Annotated in this window: 27 protein-coding genes and 6 pseudogenes; 17 read left to right on the top strand and 16 right to left on the bottom strand. The window is 69.0% G+C overall.

Features of this window, described 5'->3' with window-relative positions; translation table 11 throughout:
• Positions 1–34 precede the first annotated feature (34 nt).
• The 4 genes and pseudogenes from BN4348_RS35765 to hemE all read right to left on the bottom strand — a co-directional run bounded on the left by BN4348_RS35765 (position 35) and on the right by hemE (position 2,625).
• Positions 35–790: a class I SAM-dependent methyltransferase gene (locus BN4348_RS35765; RefSeq protein ID WP_066909966.1), complete on the bottom strand. Its 756-nt coding sequence runs from the start codon at positions 788–790 to the stop codon at positions 35–37.
• Positions 787–1,299: pseudogene (hemQ, locus tag BN4348_RS35760) on the bottom strand (hydrogen peroxide-dependent heme synthase); the annotation flags it as partial. The gene BN4348_RS35765 and the pseudogene hemQ, both read right to left, overlap by 4 nt.
• Positions 1,262–1,555: pseudogene (locus tag BN4348_RS35755) on the bottom strand (NAD(P)-binding protein); the annotation flags it as partial. The pseudogenes BN4348_RS35755 and hemQ, both read right to left, overlap by 38 nt.
• A complete protein-coding gene (gene hemE / locus BN4348_RS35750; RefSeq protein WP_096866251.1) occupies positions 1,552–2,625 on the bottom strand; it encodes a uroporphyrinogen decarboxylase in 1,074 nt (357 codons plus the stop codon). The gene hemE and the pseudogene BN4348_RS35755, both read right to left, overlap by 4 nt.
• Before the next feature lie 64 nt (positions 2,626–2,689).
• On the opposite strand from hemE, the gene BN4348_RS35745 reads away from it, so the two are divergent.
• From BN4348_RS35745 to BN4348_RS35735, 3 genes and pseudogenes are all read left to right on the top strand, one after another.
• A complete protein-coding gene (locus BN4348_RS35745; RefSeq protein ID WP_066909959.1) occupies positions 2,690–3,496 on the top strand; it encodes an enoyl-CoA hydratase/isomerase family protein in 807 nt (268 codons plus the stop codon).
• Positions 3,497–3,594: 98 nt separating this feature from the next.
• Positions 3,595–4,200 (top strand): DUF3000 domain-containing protein, encoded by a 606-nt coding sequence (locus BN4348_RS35740; RefSeq protein ID WP_066909956.1) that lies wholly within the window; start codon positions 3,595–3,597, stop codon positions 4,198–4,200.
• A 1-nt stretch (position 4,201) separates the two neighbouring features.
• Positions 4,202–5,231: pseudogene (locus BN4348_RS35735) on the top strand (HRDC domain-containing protein); the annotation flags it as partial.
• 1 nt (position 5,232) lies between these two features.
• On the opposite strand, the pseudogene dxs reads toward BN4348_RS35735, so the two are convergent.
• Positions 5,233–6,726 (bottom strand): annotated as a pseudogene (gene dxs, locus BN4348_RS35730) (1-deoxy-D-xylulose-5-phosphate synthase); the annotation flags it as partial.
• Between the two features lie 184 nt (positions 6,727–6,910).
• Here dxs and BN4348_RS35725 point away from each other — a divergent pair.
• Positions 6,911–7,354: a CBS domain-containing protein gene (locus BN4348_RS35725; protein ID WP_066909950.1), complete on the top strand. Its 444-nt coding sequence runs from the start codon at positions 6,911–6,913 to the stop codon at positions 7,352–7,354.
• A gap of 17 nt (positions 7,355–7,371) precedes the next feature.
• On the top strand, positions 7,372–8,661 hold the full coding sequence (locus BN4348_RS35720) for an ArsB/NhaD family transporter (RefSeq protein WP_066909947.1): 1,290 nt from the start codon (positions 7,372–7,374) through the stop codon (positions 8,659–8,661).
• A gap of 7 nt (positions 8,662–8,668) precedes the next feature.
• Here BN4348_RS35720 and BN4348_RS35715 read toward each other — a convergent pair whose 3' ends face one another.
• A complete protein-coding gene (locus tag BN4348_RS35715; RefSeq protein WP_066909944.1) occupies positions 8,669–9,850 on the bottom strand; it encodes a class I SAM-dependent RNA methyltransferase in 1,182 nt (393 codons plus the stop codon).
• Positions 9,847–11,841, bottom strand: coding sequence for an APC family permease (locus tag BN4348_RS35710; protein ID WP_066910158.1), 1,995 nt, complete (start codon positions 11,839–11,841; stop codon positions 9,847–9,849). Before BN4348_RS35710 ends, BN4348_RS35715 begins: the two co-directional genes overlap by 4 nt.
• A 129-nt stretch (positions 11,842–11,970) precedes the next feature.
• Between BN4348_RS35710 and BN4348_RS35705 the strand changes: the two genes are divergently transcribed.
• Both BN4348_RS35705 and BN4348_RS35700 read left to right on the top strand, forming a co-directional pair.
• Positions 11,971–12,654 (top strand): potassium channel family protein, encoded by a 684-nt coding sequence (locus tag BN4348_RS35705; RefSeq protein ID WP_066909940.1) that lies wholly within the window; start codon positions 11,971–11,973, stop codon positions 12,652–12,654.
• Entirely contained in the window at positions 12,651–13,325 is a 675-nt protein-coding gene (locus BN4348_RS35700; RefSeq protein WP_066909937.1) for a potassium channel family protein, read from the top strand. Before BN4348_RS35705 ends, BN4348_RS35700 begins: the two co-directional genes overlap by 4 nt.
• Before the next feature lie 80 nt (positions 13,326–13,405).
• Here the strand turns inward: BN4348_RS35700 and BN4348_RS35695 are convergent, their stop codons facing one another.
• The gene (locus BN4348_RS35695) at positions 13,406–14,080 is read right to left on the bottom strand and encodes a DUF3159 domain-containing protein (protein WP_066909934.1); all 675 of its coding nucleotides are present in this window, start codon (positions 14,078–14,080) and stop codon (positions 13,406–13,408) included.
• Positions 14,077–14,445 carry an OB-fold nucleic acid binding domain-containing protein gene (locus BN4348_RS35690; protein ID WP_066909931.1) on the bottom strand — a complete coding sequence of 123 codons (369 nt, stop codon included), beginning with the start codon at positions 14,443–14,445 and terminating at the stop codon, positions 14,077–14,079. Before BN4348_RS35690 ends, BN4348_RS35695 begins: the two co-directional genes overlap by 4 nt.
• A gap of 136 nt (positions 14,446–14,581) precedes the next feature.
• On the opposite strand from BN4348_RS35690, the pseudogene BN4348_RS59370 reads away from it, so the two are divergent.
• Positions 14,582–14,671, top strand: a pseudogene (locus BN4348_RS59370) (alpha/beta hydrolase); the annotation flags it as partial.
• 30 nt (positions 14,672–14,701) lie between these two features.
• Here BN4348_RS59370 and BN4348_RS35685 read toward each other — a convergent pair.
• Complete coding sequence (locus BN4348_RS35685) at positions 14,702–15,457, bottom strand: DUF3710 domain-containing protein (RefSeq protein WP_066909929.1); 756 nt, start codon at positions 15,455–15,457, stop codon at positions 14,702–14,704.
• A complete protein-coding gene (gene dut / locus BN4348_RS35680; protein ID WP_066909926.1) occupies positions 15,457–15,921 on the bottom strand; it encodes a dUTP diphosphatase in 465 nt (154 codons plus the stop codon). Before dut ends, BN4348_RS35685 begins: the two co-directional genes overlap by 1 nt.
• A gap of 25 nt (positions 15,922–15,946) precedes the next feature.
• Between dut and BN4348_RS35675 the strand changes: the two genes are divergently transcribed.
• Positions 15,947–16,432 (top strand): DUF3093 domain-containing protein, encoded by a 486-nt coding sequence (locus BN4348_RS35675; protein WP_066909918.1) that lies wholly within the window; start codon positions 15,947–15,949, stop codon positions 16,430–16,432.
• 4 nt (positions 16,433–16,436) lie between these two features.
• Here the strand turns inward: BN4348_RS35675 and BN4348_RS35670 are convergent, their stop codons facing one another.
• The gene (locus BN4348_RS35670; protein WP_036468275.1) at positions 16,437–16,739 is read right to left on the bottom strand and encodes a DUF4193 domain-containing protein; all 303 of its coding nucleotides are present in this window, start codon (positions 16,737–16,739) and stop codon (positions 16,437–16,439) included.
• A 183-nt stretch (positions 16,740–16,922) separates the two neighbouring features.
• On the opposite strand from BN4348_RS35670, the gene cei reads away from it, so the two are divergent.
• The gene (gene cei / locus BN4348_RS35665) at positions 16,923–17,573 is read left to right on the top strand and encodes an envelope integrity protein Cei (RefSeq protein WP_066909915.1); all 651 of its coding nucleotides are present in this window, start codon (positions 16,923–16,925) and stop codon (positions 17,571–17,573) included.
• A 7-nt stretch (positions 17,574–17,580) separates the two neighbouring features.
• Here cei and BN4348_RS35660 read toward each other — a convergent pair whose 3' ends face one another.
• Positions 17,581–18,465 carry an inositol monophosphatase family protein gene (locus tag BN4348_RS35660; protein WP_066909912.1) on the bottom strand — a complete coding sequence of 295 codons (885 nt, stop codon included), beginning with the start codon at positions 18,463–18,465 and terminating at the stop codon, positions 17,581–17,583.
• Between the two features lie 101 nt (positions 18,466–18,566).
• On the opposite strand from BN4348_RS35660, the gene ppgK reads away from it, so the two are divergent.
• Positions 18,567–19,373 (top strand): polyphosphate--glucose phosphotransferase, encoded by an 807-nt coding sequence (gene ppgK, locus BN4348_RS35655; protein ID WP_066909909.1) that lies wholly within the window; start codon positions 18,567–18,569, stop codon positions 19,371–19,373.
• A 179-nt stretch (positions 19,374–19,552) separates the two neighbouring features.
• On the top strand, positions 19,553–21,115 hold the full coding sequence (locus BN4348_RS35650) for an RNA polymerase sigma factor (RefSeq protein WP_084453994.1): 1,563 nt from the start codon (positions 19,553–19,555) through the stop codon (positions 21,113–21,115).
• A 3-nt stretch (positions 21,116–21,118) separates the two neighbouring features.
• On the opposite strand, the gene BN4348_RS35645 is transcribed toward BN4348_RS35650, so the two are convergent.
• The gene (locus BN4348_RS35645) at positions 21,119–21,541 is read right to left on the bottom strand and encodes a nuclear transport factor 2 family protein (RefSeq protein WP_160040313.1); all 423 of its coding nucleotides are present in this window, start codon (positions 21,539–21,541) and stop codon (positions 21,119–21,121) included.
• 90 nt (positions 21,542–21,631) lie between these two features.
• Here BN4348_RS35645 and BN4348_RS35640 point away from each other — a divergent pair, with 90 nt between their 5' ends.
• Positions 21,632–22,048 (top strand): Rid family hydrolase, encoded by a 417-nt coding sequence (locus tag BN4348_RS35640; RefSeq protein ID WP_066909900.1) that lies wholly within the window; start codon positions 21,632–21,634, stop codon positions 22,046–22,048.
• Here BN4348_RS35640 and BN4348_RS35635 read toward each other — a convergent pair.
• The gene (locus tag BN4348_RS35635) at positions 21,994–22,359 is read right to left on the bottom strand and encodes a DUF952 domain-containing protein (RefSeq protein ID WP_066909897.1); all 366 of its coding nucleotides are present in this window, start codon (positions 22,357–22,359) and stop codon (positions 21,994–21,996) included. The genes BN4348_RS35640 and BN4348_RS35635 overlap by 55 nt on opposite strands.
• 132 nt (positions 22,360–22,491) lie before the next feature.
• On the opposite strand from BN4348_RS35635, the gene BN4348_RS35630 reads away from it, so the two are divergent.
• Positions 22,492–22,677, top strand: coding sequence for a DUF7455 domain-containing protein (locus BN4348_RS35630; protein WP_066910155.1), 186 nt, complete (start codon positions 22,492–22,494; stop codon positions 22,675–22,677).
• 64 nt (positions 22,678–22,741) lie between these two features.
• A complete protein-coding gene (locus BN4348_RS35625; protein WP_066909894.1) occupies positions 22,742–23,725 on the top strand; it encodes a YihY/virulence factor BrkB family protein in 984 nt (327 codons plus the stop codon).
• On the opposite strand, the gene BN4348_RS35620 is transcribed toward BN4348_RS35625, so the two are convergent.
• Positions 23,726–23,965: a DUF3039 domain-containing protein gene (locus BN4348_RS35620; RefSeq protein ID WP_066909891.1), complete on the bottom strand. Its 240-nt coding sequence runs from the start codon at positions 23,963–23,965 to the stop codon at positions 23,726–23,728. It lies immediately after the preceding gene.
• 45 nt (positions 23,966–24,010) lie between these two features.
• Here BN4348_RS35620 and BN4348_RS60735 point away from each other — a divergent pair.
• Positions 24,011–24,507, top strand: a pseudogene (locus BN4348_RS60735) (DUF3099 domain-containing protein).
• Positions 24,508–24,657: 150 nt separating this feature from the next.
• A complete protein-coding gene (gene sigB / locus BN4348_RS35610; protein WP_066909888.1) occupies positions 24,658–25,617 on the top strand; it encodes a sigma-70 family RNA polymerase sigma factor SigB in 960 nt (319 codons plus the stop codon).
• Positions 25,618–25,640 lie beyond the last annotated feature (23 nt).

Genomic DNA, 25,640 nt, shown 5'->3' with positions numbered 1-25,640 from the left:
TTCCCGGCTTTATGTGTCGCGATAGGCCGGGGCGCTAGTCCACCCGGGTGGCGTGGCATTCCCAGAACGGCGCATGCACCCGGCCACCCTCCAGCCACGGCTCCATCGCCCGAAACCGATCCAGCAGCGCCTGCACCTGGTCGGCCATGTCCGGGTTTCGCGCGGCCATCAGCTCGATCGTCTGGGTGCTCATGTTGACCAGATAGGTCGTCGGGCCCAGGTAGGTGATCTCCCACCCACCGACAGGAAGCACCTCGCGGAAGTCGTCCTCGGACAACGACCGCATCATTTTGAAGCCGTTGACGTCATGCTCGCCGAACTCGAACATGTACAGCCGCGCCCCCGGCTTGGTCGCCCGGCGCAGCGCCTGCACGTACGCGTGCTGCAGGTCCTGGTCGGCGCTGAAGGTGTGGTAGAAGGCGCAGTCGACGACGGTGTCGAACCGGTTGTCGAATCCCTCCAGCTTGGTGGCGTCGGCCAGCTCGAAATTCACTGACACGCCGGCCTTTTCGGCGTTTTCCCGGGCCCGCTCGAGCGCGCCGGCCGACCCGTCGATGCCGGTCGCCGAGTAGCCCCTCGAGGCGTAGTAGATCGCGTGATGCCCCGGGCCGGTGCCCGGGTCGAGCACCTCACCCTTGATGGCGCCCAGCGCGACCAGCCGCTGAACCACCGGCTGCGGACCGCCGATGTCCCACGGCGTGGCGGCGGGCAGGCCGTGCGACGTCCGGTCGTCGCGGTACATCTCCTCGAAGCGGGCGGGATCGGTCGGGTCGAACGGTGCGGTCGTCATGGTAGCGCCGCCACCAGCTGCTCGACCGGCACCCGCGGCCCCGTGAAAAACGGCGTCTCGGCGCGGGTGTGGCGGCGCGCGTCGGTGGCGCGCAGCTCACGCATCAGGTCGACGATGCGGTCCAGTTCGGGGGCCTCGAAAGCCAGGATCCATTCGTAGTCACCCAGCGCGAACGCCGGGACGGTGTTCGCGCGGACGTCCTTGTATTCGCGCGCGGCCATGCCGTGCTCGGTGAGCATGCGGCGGCGTTCCTCGTCGGGCAGCAGGTACCACTCATACGACCGCACAAAGGGATACACGCAGATGTAGGCGCCCGGCTCCTCGCCGGCCAGGAACGCCGGGATGTGGCTCTTGTTGAACTCGGCGGGCCGGTGCAGCGCGACGCTGCTCCACACCGGCGCGCAGGCCCGCCCCAGGGTGGTGGTGCGCCGGAAGTCGGCATAGGTCGCCTGCAGCGCCTCGATGCGTTCGGCGTGGGTCCAGATCATGAAATCGGCGTCGGCGCGCAGANGTGGTGGCCAGTTGGCGATCCGACAGGCCCAGCTCGGCCAGCAGCGCCGGCATCTCGGGCCGGCGCAGCACGAACGCCTCGGCGCCGACGTCCATCGCCTGCCCGCCGACCTGCTCGGTGCGCAACACGCCGCCGAGCCGGTCGGTGGGCTCGAAGAGCGTGATCGCCGCGTCGTCACCGGCGGCCGCGCGCAGCCGGTATGCCGCCGTGAGCCCCGAAATGCCGCCGCCCACAACGCAATAGGAGCGGGTCATAGCGAGTGGACCAGGGCAACCAGGTCGGTCAGGATGGCGGGGTCGGTCTCCGGCAGCACCCCGTGGCCCAGGTTGAACACGTGGCCTGTCGCGCCGGCGTCCACCGCGCGCCGCCCGTCGTCGATGACGGCCCGCGCGGAGCGTTCGACCACCGGCCAGCCGGCCAGCAGCACCACCGGATCGAGGTTGCCCTGCAGCGCCGTGCCGGGCTCCACTCGGGCGGCGGCGTCGGCCAGCGAGGTGCGCCAGTCCACCCCGACGACGGTGGCCTGCTGCGGCCTCATGCCGCACTTGAGCGCCGACGACATCGCGCCCAGCAGTTCGGCGGTCCCCACCCCGAAGTGCGTCATCGGGACGCCGTATTCGGACAGCTCGGCGAACACCCGCGAGCTGTGCGGCAGCACGTAGTGGCGGTAGTCGGCCAGCGACAGCGTCCCCGCCCACGAGTCGAACACCTGGATCGCGTCCACCCCGGCCTCGATCTGCCCCTGCAGGAACGCGATGGTGAGGTCGGTCAGCTTGTCCATCAGCGCATGCCAGCTGTGCGGCTCGGCCAGCATCATCGCCTTGGTGCGGGCGTGGTTGCGGCTGGGACCGCCCTCGACGAGGTAGGACGCCAGCGTGAACGGCGCACCGGCGAAGCCGATCAGCGGGACGTCGCCCAGCGCCCCCACGAGCAGCGAGACCGCCTCGGTTATCGGCGCAATCGCCTGCGGTTCAAGGGGTTTCATCGCGTCGATGTCGGCGTCGGTGCGCACCGGGTGCGCGATGACCGGCCCGACGTCGGCGACGATGTCCAGTTCGACGCCGGCGGCCCGCAGCGGCACCACGATGTCGGAGAACAGGATCGCCGCGTCGACGCCGTGCCGACGCACCGGCTGCAGCGTGATCTCGCAGGCCACCTCGGGCTCGAAGCACGCGGCCAGCATGCTGTGCCGTTCCCGCAGCGCGCGGTATTCGGGCAGCGAGCGCCCGGCCTGGCGCATGAACCACACCGGCACGTGGCCCGGCTTGCGTCCGCTGGCGGCGGCCAGATACGGCGACTCGGGCAGGTCACGGCGGGCACGCACGGCGGTGTTCATCAGCCTCAATGCTGCCACGAGCGCCGACCGGCGCTTGCGTAACATCGACCCCGTGCCGATCAGCTACGACGAGTTCCCCAGCCTCCGCTTCGAACCCGCCGAGAACGGCGTGCTCACCCTGGTCCTCGACTCCCCCGGGCTGAACTCCGTCGGGCCGCAGATGCACCGCGACCTCGCCGACGTCTGGCCGGCGCTCGATCGCGACCCTGCCGTGCGCGTCGTGCTGGTCCGCGGCGAGGGCAAGGCCTTCTCCTCCGGCGGCAGCTTCGAGTTGATCGACGAAACCATCGGCGACTTCGAGGGCCGGATCCGCATCATGCGCGAGGCCCGCGACCTGGTGCTCAACATGGTCAACTTCGACAAGCCCGTCGTCTCGGCGATCCGGGGCCCCGCCGTCGGCGCCGGCCTGGTGGTGGCGCTGCTCGCCGACATCTCGGTCGCGGGCCGCACCGCGCGGTTCATCGACGGGCACACCAAGCTCGGGGTGGCCGCGGGCGACCACGCCGCGATCTGCTGGCCGCTGCTGGTCGGCATGGCCAAGGCCAAGTACTACCTGCTCACCTGCGAAACCCTGCTGGGCGAGGAGGCGGAGCGCATCGGCCTGGTCTCCACCTGCGTCGACGACGACGACGTGCTGGCGACGGCCACCCGCATCGCCGAGAACCTCGCCCAGGGCGCGCAAAACGCCATCCGCTGGACCAAGCACAGCCTCAACTACTGGTACCGCATGTTCGGCCCCACCTTCGAAACGTCGCTCGGCCTGGAATTCCTCAGCTTCGGCGGCCCCGACGTCCGGGAAGGCCTCGCCGCGCACCGGGAGAAGCGCCCGGCCCGATTCGACGGCGGAACCGCGCCCTGAGCAGCCAAGACGCCCTTCTCGAGGCCCCGATGAGCGCGGGTAACGGCTTGGTCGCGACGCGCGCGGAAACCGGCGCGCCTGTTTCGGCGTGTCGGGTGATGGGTCTAGCGTCGAACGCTGTGACAGCCTCAGCTGAACCGGCCCCATTCCGCGAGGCGGTAGCGGCGATGAACGCCGTCGCCGTGCGGCCGGAGATCGAGCTGGGCCCGATCCGCCCGCCGCAGCGCCTGGCGCCCTTCAGCTACGCGCTGGGGGCCGAGGTCAAGCACCCCGACCTCGAGATCGTCCCGGAGCGGTCCGAGGGCGACGCGTTCGGCCGGCTGATCCTGCTGTACGACCCGGACGGCGCCGACGCATGGGACGGCACCATCCGGCTGGTCGCCTACATCCAGGCCGACCTCGACCCCACCGAGGCGGTCGACCCCCTGCTGCCGGAGGTGGCGTGGAGCTGGCTGGTGGAGGCGCTGGAATCGCGCCTCGAGCACACCACCGCGCTGGGCGGCACGGTCACCGCCACCACGTCGGTGCGCTACGGCGATATCTCCGGGCCGCCCCGCGCCCACCAGCTGGAGCTGCGGGCGTCCTGGACGGCGACCACCCCCGAAGTCGGCGCGCACGTCGAGGCGTTCTGCGAAGTGCTGGAGCACGCCGCGGGCCTCCCGCCGACCGGGGTCACCGACCTGAGCTCCCGGTCACGCGCCTGACATGGGCGAACCGGCGACCCCTGGGCCCGGCGCGCCAACCGAAGCCACCCCGCTACCCCACCCGGCCGACGGAGTCCCCGACCTCGCCGTGAGCGTGCGCGAGATCGAGGCGGCCGCACGGCTCCTGGACCGCGGGCGAGGACCTTTTGCGGTGGACGCCGAGCGGGCGTCGGGGTTCCGCTACTCCAACCGGGCCTACCTGATCCAGATCCGGCGGGCGGGGGCCGGCACGGTGCTCATCGACCCGGTCAGCCACGGCGCCGACCCGCTGACGGCGCTGCGGCCGGTCGCCGAGGTGCTGGGCTCCGACGAGTGGATCCTGCACTCGGCCGATCAGGACCTGCCGTGCCTGGCCGAGGTCGGCATGCGGCCCCCGGCGCTGTACGACACCGAGCTCGCCGGCCGGCTGGCCGGATTCGACCGGGTGAACCTGGCCACGATGGTCGAGCGGCTGCTGGGGTTCGGGTTGGCCAAGGGCCACGGCGCGGCCGACTGGTCCAAGCGCCCGCTGCCCGCCGAGTGGCTCAACTACGCGGCCCTGGACGTGGAATTGCTGATCGAGCTGCGCGCGGCGATCGCCGAGGTGCTGGCCGGGCAGGGCAAGACCGGTTGGGCCACAGAGGAATTCGACTACCTGCGGAACACGGGCGCCAGGGAGCTGCCCCCGGCCGCACGACGAGAGCGCTGGCGCCGCACGTCGGGAATCCACCGGGTGCGCGACCGGCGCGGCCTCGCCGCGGTGCGCGAACTGTGGGCGACGCGCGACCGCATCGCGCAGCGCCGCGACATCGCGCCCCGTCGCGTCCTGCCGGATTCGGCCATCATCGACGCCGCCCTCGCCGACCCGAAGACCGTCGAGGAGCTCGTCAAGTTGCCGGTGTTCGGTGGGCGCAACCAGCGCCGCAGCGCAGCGGTCTGGCTGGGGGCGCTGGAAGCGGCCCGGCACAGCCAGGATCCGCCGGAGGACGCCGAACCGCCCAACGGGCCGCCGCCGCCGGCGCGGTGGAGCAGGCGCAAACCAGAGGCCGCGGNCCCGTCGGCCGGCACCGCCAGCACATCGACGCCCGCGCGCCGCTCGAGGGCCGGAATGTCCTCGCCCACATCGCCTTTGGGGAACCGTATCGCCGTCGGGCCGTCGTCGACGTCGAGCGCCTCGCCGAGCTCCTCGCGCAGCCGGGCCGCGTCGCGGGGCGCGGCTACCCGGATGCCCGGCACGATGTTGAGCATCGACAGGTCCCACATCCCGTTGTGGCTGGCGCCGTCGGAACCGGTGACCCCGGCCCGGTCGAGCACCATGGTGACGGGCAACTTGTGCAGCGCCACGTCCATCATGATCTGGTCGAAGGCCCGGTTGAGGAACGTCGAATAGATCGCCACCACCGGGTGCATGCCGCCCATCGCCAGCCCGGCCGCCGACGTCATCGCGTGTTGTTCGGCGATGCCGACGTCGAACAGGCGGTCCGGGAACTGCTGCCCGAACGCGGTCAGCCCGGTGGGGCCGGGCATCGCCGCGGTGATGGCCACGATGTCGCGGCGCTTGCGCGCGTAGGCGATGAGCGCGTCGGAGAAGGTCGCCGTCCAGCCGGGGCCGGGAATCTTGGTGGCCAGCCCGGTGGCCGGGTCGATGACGCCGCAGGAATGCATCTGCTCGGCCTCGTCGTCCTCGGCCGGCGCGTAGCCCATGCCCTTGCGGGTGACGACGTGCACGATCACCGGCCGCCCGAAGCCCCGGGCATGGCGCAGCGCGGCCTCGACCGCGCGCTCGTCGTGGCCGTCGACCGGGCCGACGTACTTCAGGCCGAGGTCGGTGAACAGCAGCTGCGGCGAGAGCGAGTCCTTGATGCCGGCCTTGACGCTGTGCATGAAGCGGTAGGCGAGCTGGCCGACCAGGGGCAGCGAGCGCACCGCGTCGCGACCCCTTTCCAGCACGTGCTCGTAGGCCGGCTGCAGCCGCAGCGTGGCCAGGTGGTCGGCGACCCCGCCGATGGTGGGCGCGTAGCTGCGGCCGTTGTCGTTGACGACGATGATCACCGGCCGGCGCGAGGCGGCGATGTTGTTCAGCGCCTCCCAGCACATGCCGCCGGTGAGCGCGCCGTCGCCGACGACGGCGACCACGTGCCGGTTGCGGTGCCCGCTCAGCTCGAACGCCTTGGCCAGCCCGTCGGCGTACGACAGCGCCGCGCTGGCGTGGCTGGACTCCACCCAGTCGTGTTCGCTCTCGGCGCGCGACGGATACCCCGACAGGCCGCCCTTTTTGCGGAGGCTCTCGAAGTCGTGGGAGCGGCCGGTCAGCATCTTGTGGACGTAGGCCTGGTGGCCGGTGTCGAAGATGATCGGGTCGTGCGGCGAGTCGAACACCCGGTGCAGCGCGAGCGTCAGCTCGACGACACCCAGGTTGGGCCCCAGGTGCCCCCCGGTGGCAGCCACCTTGTGGATCAGGAACTCGCGAATCTCGGTCGCCAGATCCCGGAGCTGCTGTTGGGAGAGGTACTGCAGATCAGCGGGCCCGCGGATCTGTTCCAGCATCCCGCCAGTCTACGCAGCACCGCCGCGGAGATCAGAGTCCGCGACGAGTCTTTGGTAGCCTCAGACCGCGGTGCGCCGGGAAGCCTGGTCGGCAAGTTGTCCCTGGCTGTCCCCGACCCCGGAGTTCGCCGTGATCCTCGCCGTTGACCGTCCCGCGCTCACCGCCCGGCCGTATCGTCGCATTATGCGCGCCGAGCAGATCGCCGAAGACTTCCCGATCGTCAGCATCGACGGTGAGGCGCTCGACGCCGCCCGGTTGCTCGCCGAGCACCGGCTGCCGGGCCTCTTGGTCACCGATGCGTCGGGAAATCCCTACGCGGTGCTGCCCGCCTCGCAGGTCGTCCGTTTCATCGTGCCCCGCTACGTGCAGGACGATCCCTCGCTGGCCGGGGTGCTCAACGAATCGACGGCCGACCGCTGCGCGGAGAAGTTGAGCGGCAAGAAGGTGCGCGACGTGCTGCCGGAGCACCTGCTCGACGTCCCGCCGGCCGACGCCGACGACACCATCATCGAGGTGGCGGCTCTCATGGCGCGGGAGAGAAGCCCGCTCGTCGCGGTGGTCAAGGGCGGCAAGTTGATCGGGGTCATCACGGCATCACGTGTGCTCGAGGCGGCGCTACGGCATTGATTCTCACAGGTAAATAGATGAGCGTCGTCGCGATCGTCGTGTTCGTCGTCGCCTACGCGCTGATCGCCAGCGACCGCGTCAACAAGACCCTGGTGGCGCTCACCGGCGCCGCGATCGTCGTCGCCTTGCCGGTCATCAATTCCGATGACGTCTTCTACTCCCACGAGACCGGAATCGACTGGGACGTCCTCTTTTTGCTGCTGGGCATGATGATCATCGTCAGCGTGCTGCGCCAAACCGGCGTGTTCGAGTACGTCGCGATCTGGTCCGCCAAACGTGCCCGCGGTTCCCCCCTGCGCGTCATGATCCTGCTGGTGCTGGTCACCGCCATCGCCTCGGCCCTGCTCGACAACGTCACCACGGTGTTGCTGATCGCCCCGGTAACCCTGTTGGTGTGCGACCGGCTGGCGATCAATGCGGCGCCGTTCCTGATGGCCGAGGCGTTCGCCTCGAACATCGGCGGCACAGCCACGTTGATCGGCGACCCGCCCAACATCATCATCGCCAGCAAGGCCGGTCTGACGTTCAACGCCTTCCTGATCCATCTGGCGCCGATCGTGATCATCGTGATGGTTGTCCTGATCGGGTTGCTGCCACGGCTGTTTCGCGGTTCCTTCGTCGTCGACCCCGAGCGGGTCGCCGACGTCATGTCGTTGGAAGAGAAGGAGGCGATTCGCGATCGCCGGCTGCTCGTCACGTGCGGCGTCGTGTTGCTGGCGGTATTCGGCGCGTTCGTCGGTCACTCGGCGCTGCACACGGCGCCCTCGATCGTGGCGATGTTGGGCGCCGGCATCCTGATCGTGGTGTCGCGGCTGGAGCACACCGATTACCTGTCCAGCGTCGAGTGGGAAACGCTGCTGTTCTTCGCCGGTCTGTTCATCATGGTCGGGGCGCTGGTCAAGACCGGCGTCGTCAAGCAACTGGCGCATCTGGCGATCACCGCCACCGGTGGCAACACCTTGCTGGCCACCATGGTGATCCTGGTCGCGTCACTGGTGATCAGCGGGGTCGTCAACAATGTTCCGTACGCCGCCACGATGGCACCGGTCGTCGCGGACTTGGTCCCGGCCCTGGGGGACCACGTCAATCCCGGCGCCTTGTGGTGGGCCCTTGCGCTCGGCACCGATTTCGGCGGCAACCTCACCGCCGTCGGCGCCAGCGCCAACGTCGTCGTGCTCGGGATCGCCTCCCGCTCCGACAATCCCATCTCCTTCGGGGAATTCACCCGCAAGGGCGTGATCGTCACCGTGATCTCTGCCGGGCTGGCCGCGGCCTATCTCTGGTTGCGCTACTTCGTCTTTGGCTGAGCCGTGCTCAACAGGTCAGCAGCGCAACGGATTCGGTGTGATGAGTCAGCGGAAACGCGTCGAACACCTTGAGCTTCTCGACGGCGTAGCCGTGCCCGCGGTAGAGCCCGATGTCGCGCGCGAAAGACGCTGCTTCGCAACCGATGTGGACCACACGCGGCACCCCGGCGGTGGCCAGCAGGCCGATGATCTCGCGCCCGGCGCCGGCCCGCGGCGGATCCAGCACCGCGACTCCGGCCGCGGAGTGCTGCGCCGCCAGCGCCCGCCGGACGGAGTCGGTGACGACGTTCACCTGGGGCAGGTCGGCCAGCGCGGCGCGCGCGGCCCGCGTCGCCGAGCGCGAGGTGTCGACGGTCACCACCCGCCCCGAGGACCCCACCGCGTCGGCGAGCGCGGCGGCGAAAACCCCCGCGCCGCCGTAGAGATCCCACACGGTCATGCCCACACTCGGTTGCGCCCAATCGACCACCAGGCCGCTGTAGACGCGCGCCGCGTCCCGATGCGCCTGCCAGAACGCCGTGACCGGCGCCCGCCAGCTGCGGGCGCCCACCCGCTGCACCGCCTCGTAGCCGCCCTCGACCACCGTGGTCTGGATCCGCCGGCCGCGCCGCACGGCGCACACGACGTGGCGCTCGCCGTCGTCGTCGACGGCGACGTGCAGCTGCGCGTGCGGGGGCCACTGCGCCTCGGAGAGCCCATCCAGCATGCCGGGCGGCAGCTGCGCGCAACGCAGGTCGGTGACCAACTCGTCGCTGTGGTAGCGGTGGAAGCCCGGCTTACGATCCTCGCCCACCTCCAGCCGGACCCGGGTGCGCCAACCGGTGGGCCCGGACTCGGAAAGCGGTTCCGCCTCGCCGCTCCAGTCGTGCCCGCCCAGCCGGGACAGCTGGTTGGCGACGACTTGGGCCTTGAGCGCCCGGGCCGCCTCCGGGATGACAAACGCCAAATCGCAGCAGCCCGCACCGTCGGCCCCGGCGATCGGGCACAGCGAATCGACGCGGTCATCCGACGACTCGATCACCTCGACAACCTGGGCGTGCCAATAGGAATCGCGCTCGGAGGTGACCCGCACCCGCACCCGCTCGCCGGGCAGCGCGTAGCGCACGAACACGACCCGGCCCTCGTGGTGCGCCACGCAACTCCCCCCGTTGGCCGGAGGCCCGGTGACCAGCGTCAGCTCGGTGCTCAATCGAAAATTCCACGACGGGCGTCGCCGGGCGCCGCGTGCGGGTGGAACGCCTTGAGTCGCTCCGACGAATTCAATTGCCAGGGAACCGAAGTCACCATCACATTGGGCATGAACAACAACCGGCCCTTGAGCCGCAACGCGCTTTGGTTGTGCAGCACCTGCTCCCACCAATGGCCCACCACATACTCGGGGATGAACACCGTTACCACGGTGCGCGGCGACTCCTTACTGACCCGTTTGACGTAATCGAGTATCGGGCGGGTGATTTCACGGTACGGCGACGCAATGACCTTGAGCGGCACACTGATATCGCTTTCCTCCCATCGGTGCACCAGTTCGCGCGTTTCGGCGTCGTCGACGCTGACCGTGAGGGCCTCGAGCGCATCGGGACGGGTGGCGCGCGCGTAGGCCAGCGCGCGCAGGGTCGGCAGGTGCAGCTTGGACACCAGCACCAGCGCGTGATTGCGGCTGGGCAGTACCACGTCGTGTTCGGCGGCCTCCTGCTCCTCCAATTCCCGGCCGACGGTGTGGTAGTGCCGGTGAATCATTTTCATGATGATGAACAGCAAGCTCATCGCGAAAAGGGCGATCCAGGCCCCGGCGAGGAACTTGGTGACCAGCACGACCACCAACACCGCGCCGGTGGAAAGCAAGCCGACCGTGTTGACCACCCGCGAGCGCACCATCTTGCGCCGGACCCGCGGATCGGTCTCGGTGCGCAGCAACCGGGTCCAGTGCCGGACCATGCCGATCTGGCTCAGTGTGAAGGAGATGAACACGCCGACGATGTACAGCTGAATCAGCGCGGTGAGCTCCGCACGGAACGCGATGATGGCCAAAAGGGCCGCCCCCGACAGGAACAGGATGCCGTTGGAGAACGCCAGTCGGTCCCCGCGGGTGTGCAGCTGGCGTGGAAGGTAGCTGTGTTGCGCCAGGACCGATCCGAGCACCGGGAACCCGTTGAACGCGGTGTTGGCCGCCAGCACCAGGATCAGCGCGGTCACGGTTGCGATCAGCAGGAACCCGATGTGGAAGCTGCCGAACACAGCCTGCGCGAGCTGCGTGACGAGAGTCTTCTGGTAGTAGTTCGGCGGCGTGCCCCCCAGCTGTTTTGCGGGGTCATCGACGACTTGGACGCCGGTCTTCCTGGCTAGCAGGATCATGCCCATAAACAGCGTCACCGCGATTGCGCCCAGCATGAGCAGTGTGGTGGCGGCGTTGCGCGACTTGGGTTTCTGAAACGCCGGCACCCCGTTGCTGATCGCCTCCACACCGGTCAGCGCGGCGCATCCGGAGGAGAACGACCGCGCCACCAGGAATGCCAAGGCGAAACCGATGACCTTTCCGTTCTCGGCGTGCATCTGGAAGCCCGCGGATTCCGCCCGCAACGGATTGTCCAGCACGAAGATCCGGAACAGTCCCCAGCCGATCATGATGGTCAAACCGGCGATGAACGCATAGGTCGGGATGGCAAAGGCCGCCCCCGATTCGCGAACCCCGCGCAGGTTCAGCGCCATCACGAGCAGGATGGCCGCCACGCAGAAGAGCACCTTGTGTTCGGCCACGATCGGGATCGCGGAGCCGATGTTCGACATTGCCGACGCCGTCGAAACGGCAACGGTGAGAACGTAATCCACCATCAGCGCGCTGGCGACCACGAGGCCGGCGGTGTCGCCCAGGTTGGTGGTGACCACCTCGTAGTCGCCACCGCCCGACGGGTACGCGTGCACGTTCTGCCGGTAGCTGGCCACCACGACCAGCATGACCGCTGCCACCGCCAGGCCGATCCACGGGGCCAGCGTGTACGCCGCCACCCCGGCCACCGAGAGCATCAGGAAGATTTCCTCGGGCGCATAGGCCACCGAGGACAGCGCGTCCGAGGCGAACACGGGCAAGGCGATCCGCTTGGGTAGCAGGGTGTGACTCAGCCGGTCGCTGCGAAATGGCCGGCCGATGAGCAGCCGGCGCGCAGCGGTCGAAAGTTTGGACACGAGAGCCAAGAGTAAGCCCACCGGGGCTTGGTAGCGTTTCGTAGGCAACAATATTGCGGACAGACCGAATCGGCTGGCCAGCCCGGGCTGCCGATTGAACAGCACAGGACGCAGCCGAGAGGACCCCAAGTGCGCGTGGTTGTGATGGGTTGCGGCCGGGTTGGGTCTTCGCTTTCCGATGCGCTCTCCCGGATCGGCCACGACGTGGCCGTCATCGACCGCGACAGCACCGCGTTCAACCGGCTGAGCCCGGAGTTCGCCGGCGAGCGGGTGCTGGGCCAGGGCTTCGACCGGGACGTGCTCCTCAGCGCGGGCATCGAGGGAGCCGACGCGTTCGCCGCGGTCTCGTCCGGGGACAACTCGAACATCATCTCGGCCCGGCTGGCCCGGGAGACTTTCGGCGTGCAGCGCGTCGTCGCCAGGATCTACGACGCCAAGCGCGCCGAGGTCTACGAGCGGCTCGGCATTCCGACGATCGCCACCGTGCCGTGGACCACCGATCGCCTGCTCAACGCGCTCACCCGGGAAAGCGAGACCGCCAAATGGCGCGATCCGACCGGCACCGTCGCGGTGGCCGAGGTCGATCTGCACGAGGACTGGGTGGGGCACCGGGTCACCGACCTGCAACAGGCCACCGGTGCGCGGGTGGCGTTTTTGATCCGGTTCGGCACCGGTGTGTTGCCGGAACCGAAGACCGTGATCCAGGCCGGCGACAAGGTCTACATCGCGGCGATTTCCGGCCGCTCCGCCGAGGCGGTGGCCATTGCGGCTTTGCCCCCCAGTGAGGACCTCGAGGCGGGAGCCGACAAGTGAAAGTAGCCGTCGCCGGGGCCGGCGCGGTCGGCCGGTCGGTCACCCGCGAGCTGATCGAGAACAACCACGACGTCACCCTGATCGAACGCAACCCCGACCACGTCGACGTCGACGCGATCCCGGCCGCGCACTGGCGCCTGGGCGACACCTGCGAGCTGAGCCTGCTGCAGTCGATACACCTGGAGGATTTCGACGTGGTCGTCGCCGCGACCGGCGACGACAAGGTCAACGTGGTGCTCAGCCTGTTGGCCAAGACCGAGTTCGCCGTGCCGCGGGTGGTGGCCCGGGTGAACGATCCCCGCAACGAATGGCTGTTCACCGACGCGTGGGGAGTGGACGTGGCGGTGTCCACGCCGCGGATGCTGGCCTCGCTGATCGAGGAGGCGGTGGCCGTCGGAGATCTGGTGCGGCTCATGGAATTCCGCCGCGGCCAGGCCAACCTGGTGGAGATCACCCTGCCCGACGACACGCCGTGGGGCGGCAAGCCGGTGCGCCGGCTGCAGCTGCCCCGGGACGCGGCGCTGGTGACCATCCTGCGCGGCCCGCGCGTCATCGTGCCGGAGGCCGACGAGCCGCTCGAAGGCGGCGACGAACTCCTCTTCGTGGCGGTCGCCGAGGCCGAAGAGGAGCTGCAGAAGCTGCTGCTGCCGGCCACGGAGCCCGGCGACTGACTGCCTCGATGGTGGCGACCCGTCCCCCAACTCCGCGGGGGTACCCCCAGCGCGCGGCTACGCCGCGCTTGCGATCGCCACTAGTCGGTCACCCGTTCGGCGGCGGCGGGCTCCTCGGCGGGCATCGCCCGCTGCGCGGCCTTGATCGCCGCGAAGGTCGCCAGCGCGGCCAGCACGGTCAGCGGCCAGCCCATCCCGATGCGGGCCACACCCAGCCAACCGGTCTGGTCGGCGTCGTAGAGGATGCGCTGGACCACGAAGCGGGCGCCGAACACCAGCACCCAGCACACGGTGGCGACGTCGAACGCGTAGACGGCCCGGGGCACGGCGCGCCACGCGCGATCGCGCCCGGTGGCCCAGCTCCAGGCGTAGCCGACCAGGGGCCGACGGATCAGCACCGAAGCCGCGAACAGCACCGCCCACAGCAGCGACATCCAGATGCCCAGCAGGAAGTAGCCCTTGGACTGCCCCACCGCGTAAGCAATCAGCGCGCAGACGGCGACGCCGATGAACCCGGAGAACGCCGGCTGGGTGGATTCGCGCCGGATCAGCCGCCACAGCAAGACCAGCGCGGCGGCGCCCAGCGCGGCGCCGATGGCGGGCAGCAGACCGGACAGGCCGGAAACCACCACGAAGATCACCACGGGCAGCGAAGAGTAGATGACGCCACTGAGCCCGCCGGCCTGTTCCAGCAGGCGTTCCGGGCTCACGCGGGCAGCGTCACGGGTGTGCCCCGATTCGGCGGGGACCGTCACCGTTGAATTTCGTAGTGCGGGTTGTAGATCGCCTTGGTGCCGTTGTCCAGCTTGCCCAGCCGGCCCCGGACCCGCAGCGTGCGGCCCGAGTCGATGCCGGGAATGCGGCGCTGGCCCAACCACACCAGGGTGACGGTGTCGGTGCCGTCGAACAGTTCGGCGCGGACCCCGCCGGAGCAACCCTTGCCGTTGGTTTCCACGCTGCGCAGCGTGCCGACCATGGTGACCTCCTGGCCACGCTCGCAGTCGATCGCACGCTGCGCGCCCGCGCTATCGACTTCGTCGGACAATTCTTCGGAGTCGAGCTGCTCCGGGTCCTCCGTCAACCGACGGGTGAGCCGGCGCAAATATCCTTGGGCCCCCATGGCCACTCCTGACGATGCTGTGTAAGCCTCGGTGCTTCCTCCATGCCAACGGACACCGTAGACCTCTTGGTTCCCGGGCGCCAACCGAGCCAAACGCGGTGTTGGACCGCTTATGCCGGCCGGGCAATATCGAGGGGTGGCTGTCGATCTGCGGGGCGTCGCGACGGTGCTGCTGCCGGGCACCGGCTCCGACGACGACTACGTCTACCGGGCGTTTTCTCNGGCCTGTCTGGCCGCCCTCGCCGAGCTGTAGTGGTTAACCGCCGGTGGTGGTGCGCAGCTGCTGCATGGCCGACCCCTCGGCGCTGCGGCGGGCGGCCGGCTCGGGCGGCGGTTCCCCCTCGGGCTGCTCGCCCTGCGCTTCGGTTTGTTGGGCGGCCTGCTGGGCGGCCGCGGCGGCCCGCAGCTGTTCGGCCATCGGCTCGGGCAGCTGCACGGGCAACGGCGTCCGCACCGGCAGCGGGGTGTCGCCGCGGCGAACCACGGTGTCCGCCAAGGCCGCACGCGCCTCCTGGTCCAACGCTTCCATGGTTTCGTGCGCGCCGTTGATGACGCAGCGGATCATCCAGCGGTAGCCGTCTACCCCGATGAACCGCACCACGCCGGTGGCGGTGCCGACCACCTCGCGCCCCCACGGGCCGTCCTTGATGCTGACCTTGGCCGAGTCCTTGCGCAGCGACTCGGCGAGCTCCGCGGCCACCTCGCGCCACAGGCCGCCCGTCTTGGGCGCGGCGTAGGCGGCGATCGTGAAACGGCCGTTTGGCGTGACCACCCACACCGCGCTGGGGACGCCGGTCTCGGTCAGCTCGACCTGTAGTTGGCCGGCCTCCGGCATGGGAATCAGCACCGAGCCCAGGTCGAGCCGCGCCAGTTCGGCGACCGCGGGATCGTCGAAGTCGTCGATGTCGAACGGGCCCTCGAGCTCGTCGGACTCCTCGGGGGGAGCCTGGGCCTCGACGTCGTCCGTGGGGTCGCCGTCGCCTTTGTCTGCGCGCTTACCGAATGCCGCCATCACAAACTCGCATGTCCTCCGGAGGAACCGTGACCACCGTCGCCACGGGATGTTTCGGCCAGCCCGGCCTCGTCGAACGACGACACCTCGACCAGCTCCACCAACTCGACCCGCTGCACCAGCAATTGGGCGATCCGGTCGCCGCGGTGCACCACGATCGGCTCGTCCGGATCGAGATTGATCAGCGCGACCTTGATCTCGCCGCGGTAGCCGGCGTCGATGGTGCCCGGGCTGTTGACGATCGAAAGCCCAACGCGCGCAGCCAATCCCGAGCGCGGGTGCACCAGACCCACCATCCCGAAGGGAATGGCCACCGCGACGCCCGTTCGCACCAGGGCGCGACGCCCAGGGTCTAACTTGACGTCTTCGGCGCTGAACAGATCGACCCCGGCGTCGCCGTCGTGGGCGCGAGCAGGCAGCGGCAATTCGGGATCGAGGCGGACAATGGCCAGACTGGTCGACACGGGGCCACAGACTACCCTTGACCGCGTGTCTGCAACGCGCGTCGCGCCGCACAGCGTGCGATATCGCGAACGACTGTGGGTGCCGTGGTGGTGGTGGCCACTGGCTTTCGGGCTCGCGGCGCTGATCGCGTTCGAAGTCAACCTCGGTGTTCGCTCGCTGCCCGACTGGCTGCCGTACGCAACGCTGTTCGTGGTGGCCACCGGTGCGCTGCTGTGGCTGGGCCGGGTCGAGATCCGTGTCACCGAAGACTCGTCCGCTCCGTGCGGGGTCCAACTGTGGGCCGGCGAGGCGCATCTACCGGTCAACGTGATCGCCCGGTCAGCCGAGATAGCGCCGTCGGCGAAGTCGGCAGCCCTGGGCCGCCAGCTCGACCCGGCCGCCTACGTGCTGCACCGGGCATGGGTCGGCCCGATGGTGCTGGTGGTCCTCGATGACCCAGACGACCCGACGCCGTACTGGCTGGTGAGCTGCCGTCACCCGGAGCGGGTGCTGTCGGCATTGCGCAGTTGACCGATCAGGCCGCGCAGTCGGTACAGATCATCACGCCGTTCTTCTCGCTGGCGAGACGGCTGCGGTGTTGCACCAAAAAGCAGCTCGAGCAGGTGAACTCGTCGGCCTGCTTCGGGATGACGCGTACGGACAGCTCTTCTCCGGAAAGGTCGGCGCCGGGCAGTTCGAAATTCTCCGCTGATTCGGATTCGTCGACGTCGACGACGGCCGAGGCCGCCTCGTTGCGTCGTGCTTTGAGCTCCTCCAGCGAGTCTTCCGAAACGTCGTCGGTCTCGGTACGCCGCGGAGCGTCGTAGTCGGTAGGCATATCTCTCCCCTGCCCTATCCCCTCTAACAGGCCTCGTTTATCCCAAGCAACGCTTTGTACCAGCGTCGAACGCATCCACCAAACGATTCGTGCCCGTATCGCGTGCCATTAGTGTGTGATTTACGTCACACCCCCGGATTGACCCTTGCCTCGAGTCTTAAACAGTGCCTTTAGAGTGCACGTGTGGTCGCACAGATTACCGAAGGTACCGCTTTTGACAAGCACGGGAGGCCTTTCCGGCGGCGCAATCCCCGGCCCGCGATCGTGGTGCTCGCCCTGTTGGTGGTGGCCAGCGGCGTGGTGTGGACCGTGGCGCTGACGCGACCGGCGAAGGTGCACGAGGCCGTGGTCTGCAACCCGCCGCCGCAGCCGCCCGGGTCCACCGCCCCCCAACTCGGCGAACAGGTGTCGCGCAGCGCCATGGCCGACGTCACCCCCGCCAAACTCGCCGACACCAAGGTCCGCGTCCTCAACGCCAGCGGTCGCGGCGGGCAGGCCGGCGATGTCGCGGGCGCCATGAAGGACCTGGGCTTCGCGCAGCCCACCGCCGCCAACGACCCCGTCTACGCCGGCGCCAGGCTGAACTGCCAAGGGCAGATCCGCTTCGGTACGGCCGGGCAGGCCACCGCGGCCGCGGTCTGGCTGGTGGCGCCGTGCACGGAATTGTTCAACGACAGCCGCGCCGACGATTCGGTCGACCTGGCCATCGGCACGGAGTTCACCGCGCTGGCCCACAACGACGACGTCGATGCGGTGCTCGCCAGCCTGAAGCCCGGCGCCACCGAGCCGTCGGATCCCGCACTGCTGCAAAAGATCCACTCCAGCAGCTGCTGATACTCGCTCACTCCGGCAGCGGCGTTAGGCCATTGAACCGATCCAGGGCGGCCAACAGCTCGTCGGCGATCCCGGGGGCGGCGGCCACCACCAATCCCGCGCTGCCCGACGGGCCGTCCGGCTCGGTCACCAACACGCGGGCCCCCGCCTCGGCCGCGATCAGCGCGCCCGCGGCGCGGTCCCACACCTGCAGCCCGTGCTCGTAGAAGGCGTCGAGCCGGCCCGCCGCGACCATGCACAGGTCCAGCGCCGCCGAACCGATGCGGCGCACGTCGCGCACCTCCGGCAGCAGCTGCGCGACCAAGGCCGCCTGGCTCGCGCGGCGCCGCCGCGAGTAGCCAAAACCGGTGCCCAGCAACGCCATCGACAAATCGTCGACCGCGGCGCACCGCAACGATTCCGTCCCCCCCTCGTCGCTGACGTGCGCGCCAAGACCGGTCGCGGCCGAGTACACCCGGCCGCCGACGACATCGGCGACCGCGCCCGCCACCGACACGCCGTCGATCTGGGCGCCCACCGACACCGCGTAGGCGGGGATGCCGTAGACGAAATTCACCGTGCCGTCGATGGGATCGAGCACCCAGGTGACCGCGCCGGCCAAAACGGCCCCGCCGCCGGCCGGCCCACCGCCCTCCTCGCCCAGTATCGGGTCACCGGGCCGCAGTTGGGCCAACCGATCCCGCAGTAGCCGCTCGGCCTCGGTGTCGACCACGGTCACGGGATCGGTTGGCGTGGTCTTCGACCGCACCGCGCCGCTCCCCGCCGCCGAACGGCTCGCCGCGCGGCCGCCGAACACCTCCGCGCGGCGGCGGCGCACGAACTCGGCGGCCTCTTCGGCCAGCTTCTCGGCCACGGAACGCAGCTGCGCGGGGTCGTTGTCGGGTCGGGTCACCGGTCCATCGCATCACAGACACCACGGCCGCGCAGACCGCCAACCGGCGTCCTCGCCGGGCTAAGGTGGGCGGACAGGCCAAGTCTCGCCGAGGAGTTTCGATGACCAGCACCGACTCGACCACGGACACGCCACTGATAACGGTCGCCGGCAAGCCGCAGCGCCGCGGGTTCGGTATCGACGTCGGGGGCAGCGGCATCAAGGGCGGCATCGTCGACATGGACACCGGGCTGCTGATCGGCGAGCGGATCAAACTGTTGACCCCGCAACCGGCCACCCCGTCGGCGGTCGCCAAGACCATCGCCGAGGTCGTCCGCGGGTTCGGCTGGTCCGGCCCCCTGGGGGTGACCTATCCCGGCGTCGTCACCCACGGCGTCGTGCAGACGGCCGCCAACGTCGACAGGGCCTGGATCGGGACCAACGCGCGCGACGTCATCAGCGCCGAATTGGACGGCCAGGAGGTCGTGATCCTCAACGACGCCGACGCGGCCGGGCTGGCCGAGGAGCACTACGGCGCGGGCAGGAATCGGTCCGGCCTGGTGGTGCTGCTGACGTTCGGCACCGGGATCGGCTCCGCGGTCATCCACAACGGGACGCTGATACCCAACACCGAGTTCGGGCACCTCGAAGTGGGCGGCAAGGAAGCCGAGCTGCGGGCGGCGTCGTCGGTCAAGGAGCGCAACGGCTGGAGCTACGAAAAGTGGACCAAGCAGGTCACACGGGTGCTGGTGGCCATCGAGAACGCGATCTGGCCGGACCTGTTCATCGCGGGCGGCGGGATCAGCCGCAAGGCCGACAAGTGGCTCCCGCTGCTGGAAAACCGGACCCCGGTGGTGGCCGCCGCCCTGCAGAACACCGCCGGCATCGTGGGCGCGGCGATGGCGGCCACTTCGGATGTGACTCACTGAATTTTGGCCGGTAGCCGGGTGCGGGCGGCCGCTGTCGTTACAATGGTCCTCGGCGACCGCCCGACTGAAAGCGTGCAACCACACACACGCCGATATCAACGCCGACATTCGACATAGCAGACACTTTCGGTTCACCATGCCCATACCCACCGAAAGTGCGTCCAAACGAAGGGGTGTAAGTGGCACCGAGCAAGGCAAGTGCGGCAACCGACCAGCCGGTGAAACGCACCGCCACGAAGTCTCCGTCGTCCCCCGCTAAGCGACCGGCCGCGAAGGCCTCCAACGGCGCCGCCCCCACGAAAGGGGCCCCCAAGACGGCACCGCGGACCACCAAGGCCACCAAGGCGCACGAGGCCCCACCCGCGGCTGAGACCGCGAAGAAGACCCGCACCCCGGCCAAGGCCGCGGGCGCCAAGGCGCCGTCTGCCCGCGGAACGAAGGCGGCGGCCAAAGCCGCTCCGGAGGACGCCGACGCCAGCCTGGAGGTCATCGACACCGACGCCGCGGTCGAGGATCTCGACGCCGAACCCGACCTCGAGGCTGAGCCCGTCGAAGACCTCGACATCGACGCCGAAGACCTCAATCTCGACGACCTCGAGGACGTGGCCCCCGAAGGCGAGGACCCCGAGCTCGAGGTGGCCGACGCCGAGGACGGCGAGGAGGACGCGCCGGCGAAGCCCGCCGCCAAGGCCGCGACGGCGGCCGAAGAGGACGAGGACATCGCCGAGCCTTCCGAAAAGGACAAGGCCTCCGGCGATTTCGTCTGGGACGAGGACGAATCCGAGGCGCTGCGTCAGGCCCGCAAGGACGCCGAGCTCACCGCGTCCGCGGACTCCGTTCGCGCGTACCTCAAGCAGATCGGCAAGGTGGCACTGCTCAACGCCGAGGAAGAGGTCGAACTCGCCAAGCGGATCGAAGCCGGGCTGTACGCCACGCAGCTGATGAGCGAGCATGCCGAGCGCGGCGACAAGCTGCCCGCCGCCCAGCGCCGCGACATGATGTGGATCTGCCGCGACGGCGACCGCGCGAAGAACCATCTGCTGGAAGCCAACCTGCGGCTGGTGGTTTCGCTGGCCAAGCGCTACACGGGCCGCGGCATGGCCTTCCTCGACCTGATCCAGGAAGGCAACCTGGGCCTGATCCGCGCGGTCGAAAAGTTTGACTACACAAAGGGATACAAGTTCTCCACCTACGCCACGTGGTGGATCCGCCAGGCCATCACCCGGGCCATGGCCGATCAGGCGCGTACCATCCGCATCCCGGTCCACATGGTCGAGGTGATCAACAAGCTGGGCCGCATCCAGCGCGAGCTGCTTCAGGATCTGGGCCGCGAGCCCACGCCCGAGGAGCTGGCCAAGGAGATGGACATCACCCCCGAGAAGGTCCTCGAGATCCAGCAATACGCGCGCGAGCCGATCTCCTTGGACCAGACCATCGGCGACGAGGGCGACAGCCAGCTCGGCGACTTCATCGAAGACAGCGAAGCGGTGGTGGCAGTCGACGCGGTGTCGTTCACTCTGCTGCAGGATCAGCTGCAGTCCGTGCTGGAGACGCTGTCGGAGCGCGAAGCCGGCGTGGTGCGGCTGCGCTTCGGGCTGACCGACGGCCAGCCCCGCACCCTCGATGAGATCGGGCAGGTGTACGGCGTGACCCGCGAGCGCATCCGCCAGATCGAGTCCAAGACGATGTCGAAGCTGCGCCACCCCAGCCGTTCGCAGGTCCTGCGCGACTACCTGGACTGAGATTCAGCACCGCGCACCGAGCAGTTCCAGCCGTCCGCTCGGGTCGTAATACAGCTCCTGGCGGGCGATCCGGCCGCCGCGGTAGCGGTAGAGCACCACGTACGTCGAGCGCACGCGCCGCCCGCCCTGGGTCCAGTCGAAGTGCACGCGCACGAATGCCGCGTCGGCGCCGGGCGTGAGGGCGAGGTCGGTCGCCTCGTAGTGGATGTCCGAACAGGCGCGGATGGTGAGCGCGATGAACTCGAGCGTGCGCTCGATGCCGTCGATCCGGTCGGGCCAATCGAACAGGCGCACCGTCGGGCTCACGTACACCACGTCGGGCGCGTAGAGGTCGCGCGCCAGCGTCGGATCGCCGGCCGCGAACGCCCGTGCGAAGCACTCCTCCTGCGCGTGCAGCGCGTCCTCGGAGATGCCGGGCGTGGTCATCGGCAGCATGTTAGCCGAACGCGTTGGAGGCCAAGCCAAGTCGAGGCAAATTCGGGTGCGCCGCACCCCGCGCCGTCGTACTGTGACCGCATGCCAGCCAACCGCACAGTGGTCTCGTCCGGGTCCGACTACGAGTCGGCGGTCGGTTATTCGCGCGCGGTGCGGGTCGGCCCGCTCGTGGCGGTGGCCGGAACGACCGGCGCGGGAGCAGCCGGTGACATCGCCGCGCAGGCGCGAGACGCGTTGCACCGCATCGAGATTGCGCTTGCGCAGGCGGGCGCCGCGCTCACCGATGTGGTGCGCACCCGCATCTACGTCACCGATATCGCACGCTGGCCGGAGGTTGCGGCGGTGCACGCCGAGGTCTTCGGTGAGATACGCCCGGCGGCCACCATGGTCGAGGTTTCCGCGCTGATCGCGCCCGAGCTGTTGGTGGAGATCGAGGCCGACGCCTACGTGGGGGCCCGGGATGCCGGGCCGAAGGTGCCGTCGGGTCCGGGCCGATAGGCGGTGACGCCGATTACAGCGCCCACCGGCAGCGGGCCGTACAGATGCGGGAACAACATCGAGTCCGGATCCGTTGCCACCCCCGGCTCCCAGCGCACGGGCGAGTCCAGCAGGGCCGGATCGATGCGCAAGAGAACCAGGTCGTCGCGGCCTCGGTAGAGCCGGTTGGCCGGCAGGTGAACCTGCTCGGGCACCGACAGGTGGATGAATTCCGACCCGGGCGGGTCGGGGTCGATTCGGCCGCGCTCGCGGGCCCGGGACCACTGTCGGCGACCGCATAAGTGCACCAAGATGCCGGGATCGGAGGTCACAGTCGGCACCCTAGCCGGGTGCGCCGGGTAAACCAGAGGGGCTCGTGAGAAACGACACACCCGAGAACGATCGGGGAACAAGGCGAAAACCCCATACGTCTGAGAGAGTGAATGTACGAGAACGGAGAAGCCATGAATGCAACTCTGACCAGTCCCGAGCTCACCAGAGCGGACCGCTGCGATCGTTGCGGCGCCGCGGCTCGAGTCCGCGCCAAGCTGTCTTCCGGACTTGAGCTTCTCTTCTGCCAGCACCACGCGAACCAGCATGAGGCGAAACTGACCGAGCAGGACGCCGTGCTGGAGGCCAGCGCGAGCTAGTTCGCCGAACTCACCCATCGGCAATGTGGGCGGTGCGGGCAGTCATCGGTAATGCTGGACGGGTATGAGCGATCAGGTCGCGAAGCCGTCCCGCCACCACATCTGGCGAATCAGTCTGAGGACCCTGGGCAAAAGCTGGGACGATTCGATCTTCTCCGAGTCGGCGCAGGCCGGATTCTGGTCGGCGCTGTCCCTGCCGCCGCTGCTGCTGGGGCTGCTGGGTGTCCTGGCCTATGTGGCGCCCGTGTTCGGGCCGGACATGTTGCCCAGCATCGAGCACCAGGTGATTTCGACGGCCCACAGCGTGTTCTCGCCCAGCGTCGTCAACGAGATCATCGAGCCGACCATCCGGGACATCGCCAGCCACGCGCGCGGCGAGGTGGTTTCGCTGGGATTTTTGATCTCGCTGTGGGCGGGGTCGTCGGCCATCTCGGCGTTGGTGGATTCCGTCGTCGAGGCGCACGACCAGACCCCGCTGCGTCATCCCGTGCGACAGCGGTTGTTCGCACTGTTCCTGTACGTGGTGGGGCTGGTGGTCGTGGTGGTGACCGCGCCGCTGGTGGTGGTGGGCCCGCGCAAGATCTCCGAGCACATCCCGGTCGGCCTGGCCAACGTGCTGCGCTACGGGTACTACCCGCTGCTGATCCTCGGGCTGATGATCGGGGTGATGATCCTGTACCGGGTGTCGCTGCCCGTGCCGCTGCCGTCGCATCGGCTGATCTTCGGCGCGATCCTGGCAACCGCGGTCTTCGTGATCGCCACGCTGGGCCTGCGGTTCTACCTGACGTGGATCACCAGCACCGGCTACACCTACGGCGCGCTGTCCACGCCGATCGCGTTCCTGTTGTTCGCGTTTTTCGGCGGTTTCGCGATCATGATCGGCGCCGAACTCAACGCGGCCATCCAGGAGGAGTTCCCCGCGCCGAAGACGCACGCCCACCGGCTGCGCAACTGGGTGCTGGCGCGCACGCGGGCCCGCCGGCACGCGGTGGACACACCGGCGAACCCCGCGCCACCCGGTGTCGCGACCGCGGAGCCGCCGGCGTGATCAGCCCTTCTTGAGGTGCTCGTAGATCCGCTTGCACTCCGGGCAGACCGGCGAACCCGGTTTGGCCGCGCGGGTGACGGGAAACACCTCGCCGCACAGCGCCACCACATGGTTGCCCATGACCGCGCTCTCGGCGATCTTGTCCTTCTTGACGTAGTGGAAGTACTTCGGGGTATCGCTGCCGGTCCCGTCGTCGACGCGTTCGTCGGTTTCGGTGCGTTCGATCGTCTGGGTGCGCATGCCTCACATTGTGCCTCCTGACTCGCCGTTACCGGAATGGACCACTTGTGGGACAGTGGAGGGATGAAGCGCGGCGAACAGCTGGGTTTCGATGACGCGGGCCGTCCGATCCTGATCACCTCCGCCGCCCCCTCGTACGAGGAGGAGCATCGCGCGCGGGTGCGTAAGTACCTGACCCTGATGGCGTTTCGGATTCCGGCGCTGATCCTGGCCGCCGTCGCGTACGGCGCCTGGCACAACGGTCTGATCTCCCTGGCGATCGTGGCGGTCTCGGTGCCGTTGCCCTGGATGGCGGTGCTCATCGCCAACGACCGGCCACCGCGCCGCAACGACGAACCGCGGCGCTTCGACGAGCNATGGCGGTGCTCATCGCCAACGACCGGCCACCGCGCCGCAACGACGAACCGCGGCGCTTCGACGAGCCGCGCCGGCGGACTCCCCTGTTCCCCCGGGCCGAGCAGCGAGTGCTCGAGCCGCGCCGCGCCCCCGAACCGCACCCACACTCACCGACGTGGGACCACGACGACCACGATTCCCGATAAACGGCCGCCAGCCGCACTTCTCAGGACATTCTCAGGTCGTCGGCACATTTCTGCACGTCAAAGCGTGTGAGATCGCGCTGGGGTGGGAACTCCCAGGCTGGGTCTGTCGTTGAACGACTTGACAGCTACAAAGCCGAACGGGAGGTCGCTATGGCGAATGCCGGCACAAGCAGGATCGACGGCGATCTGGATGCTCAAAGCCCCGCAGCGGACCTAGTGCGCGTGTACCTCAATGGGATTGGTAAGACGGCACTACTCAACGCGGCGGGCGAGGTCGAACTGGCGAAGCGCATCGAGGCCGGTCTGTATGCCGAGCATCTGCTCGAGACCCGCAAGCGCCTCGGCGAGAACCGCAAGCGCGACCTCGAAGCCGTCGTGCGCGATGGCCAGGCAGCGCGGCGACACCTGCTGGAAGCGAACCTGCGCCTGGTGGTTTCGCTGGCCAAGCGCTACACGGGCCGCGGCATGCCGTTGCTGGACCTCATCCAGGAGGGCAACCTGGGCCTGATCCGGGCGATGGAGAAGTTCGACTACACAAAGGGTTTCAAGTTCTCCACGTACGCGACGTGGTGGATCCGCCAGGCGATCACCCGCGGGATGGCCGACCAGAGCCGCACCATCCGCCTGCCCGTCCACCTGGTCGAGCAGGTCAACAAGCTGGCGCGGATCAAGCGGGAGATGCACCAGAACCTGGGACGTGAGGCCACCGACGAGGAACTGGCCGCGGAATCCGGCATCCCGATCGAGAAGATCAACGACCTGCTGGAGCACAGCCGCGACCCGGTGAGCCTCGACATGCCCGTCGGCTCCGAGGAAGAGGCCCCGCTGGGCGACTTCATCGAGGACGCCGAGGCGATGTCCGCGGAGAACGCGGTGATCGCCGAGCTGCTGCACACCGACATCCGCAGCGTCCTGGCCACTCTCGACGAGCGCGAGCACCAGGTGATCCGGCTGCGCTTCGGCCTGGACGACGGCCAGCCGCGCACCCTGGACCAGATCGGCAAGCTGTTCGGGCTGTCCCGCGAGCGGGTCCGCCAGATCGAGCGCGACGTGATGTCCAAGCTGCGCAATGGCGAGCGCGCCGACCGGCTGCGGTCGTACGCGAGCTGAGGCCCCCCACTAGGTAGATCGCG

Source organism: Mycobacterium interjectum, assembly GCF_900078675.2.
Classification (GTDB): domain Bacteria; phylum Actinomycetota; class Actinomycetes; order Mycobacteriales; family Mycobacteriaceae; genus Mycobacterium; species Mycobacterium interjectum.
The sequence above is the reverse complement of the archived record's forward strand: the minus strand, read 5'-3'. Positions and strand labels throughout refer to the sequence as shown.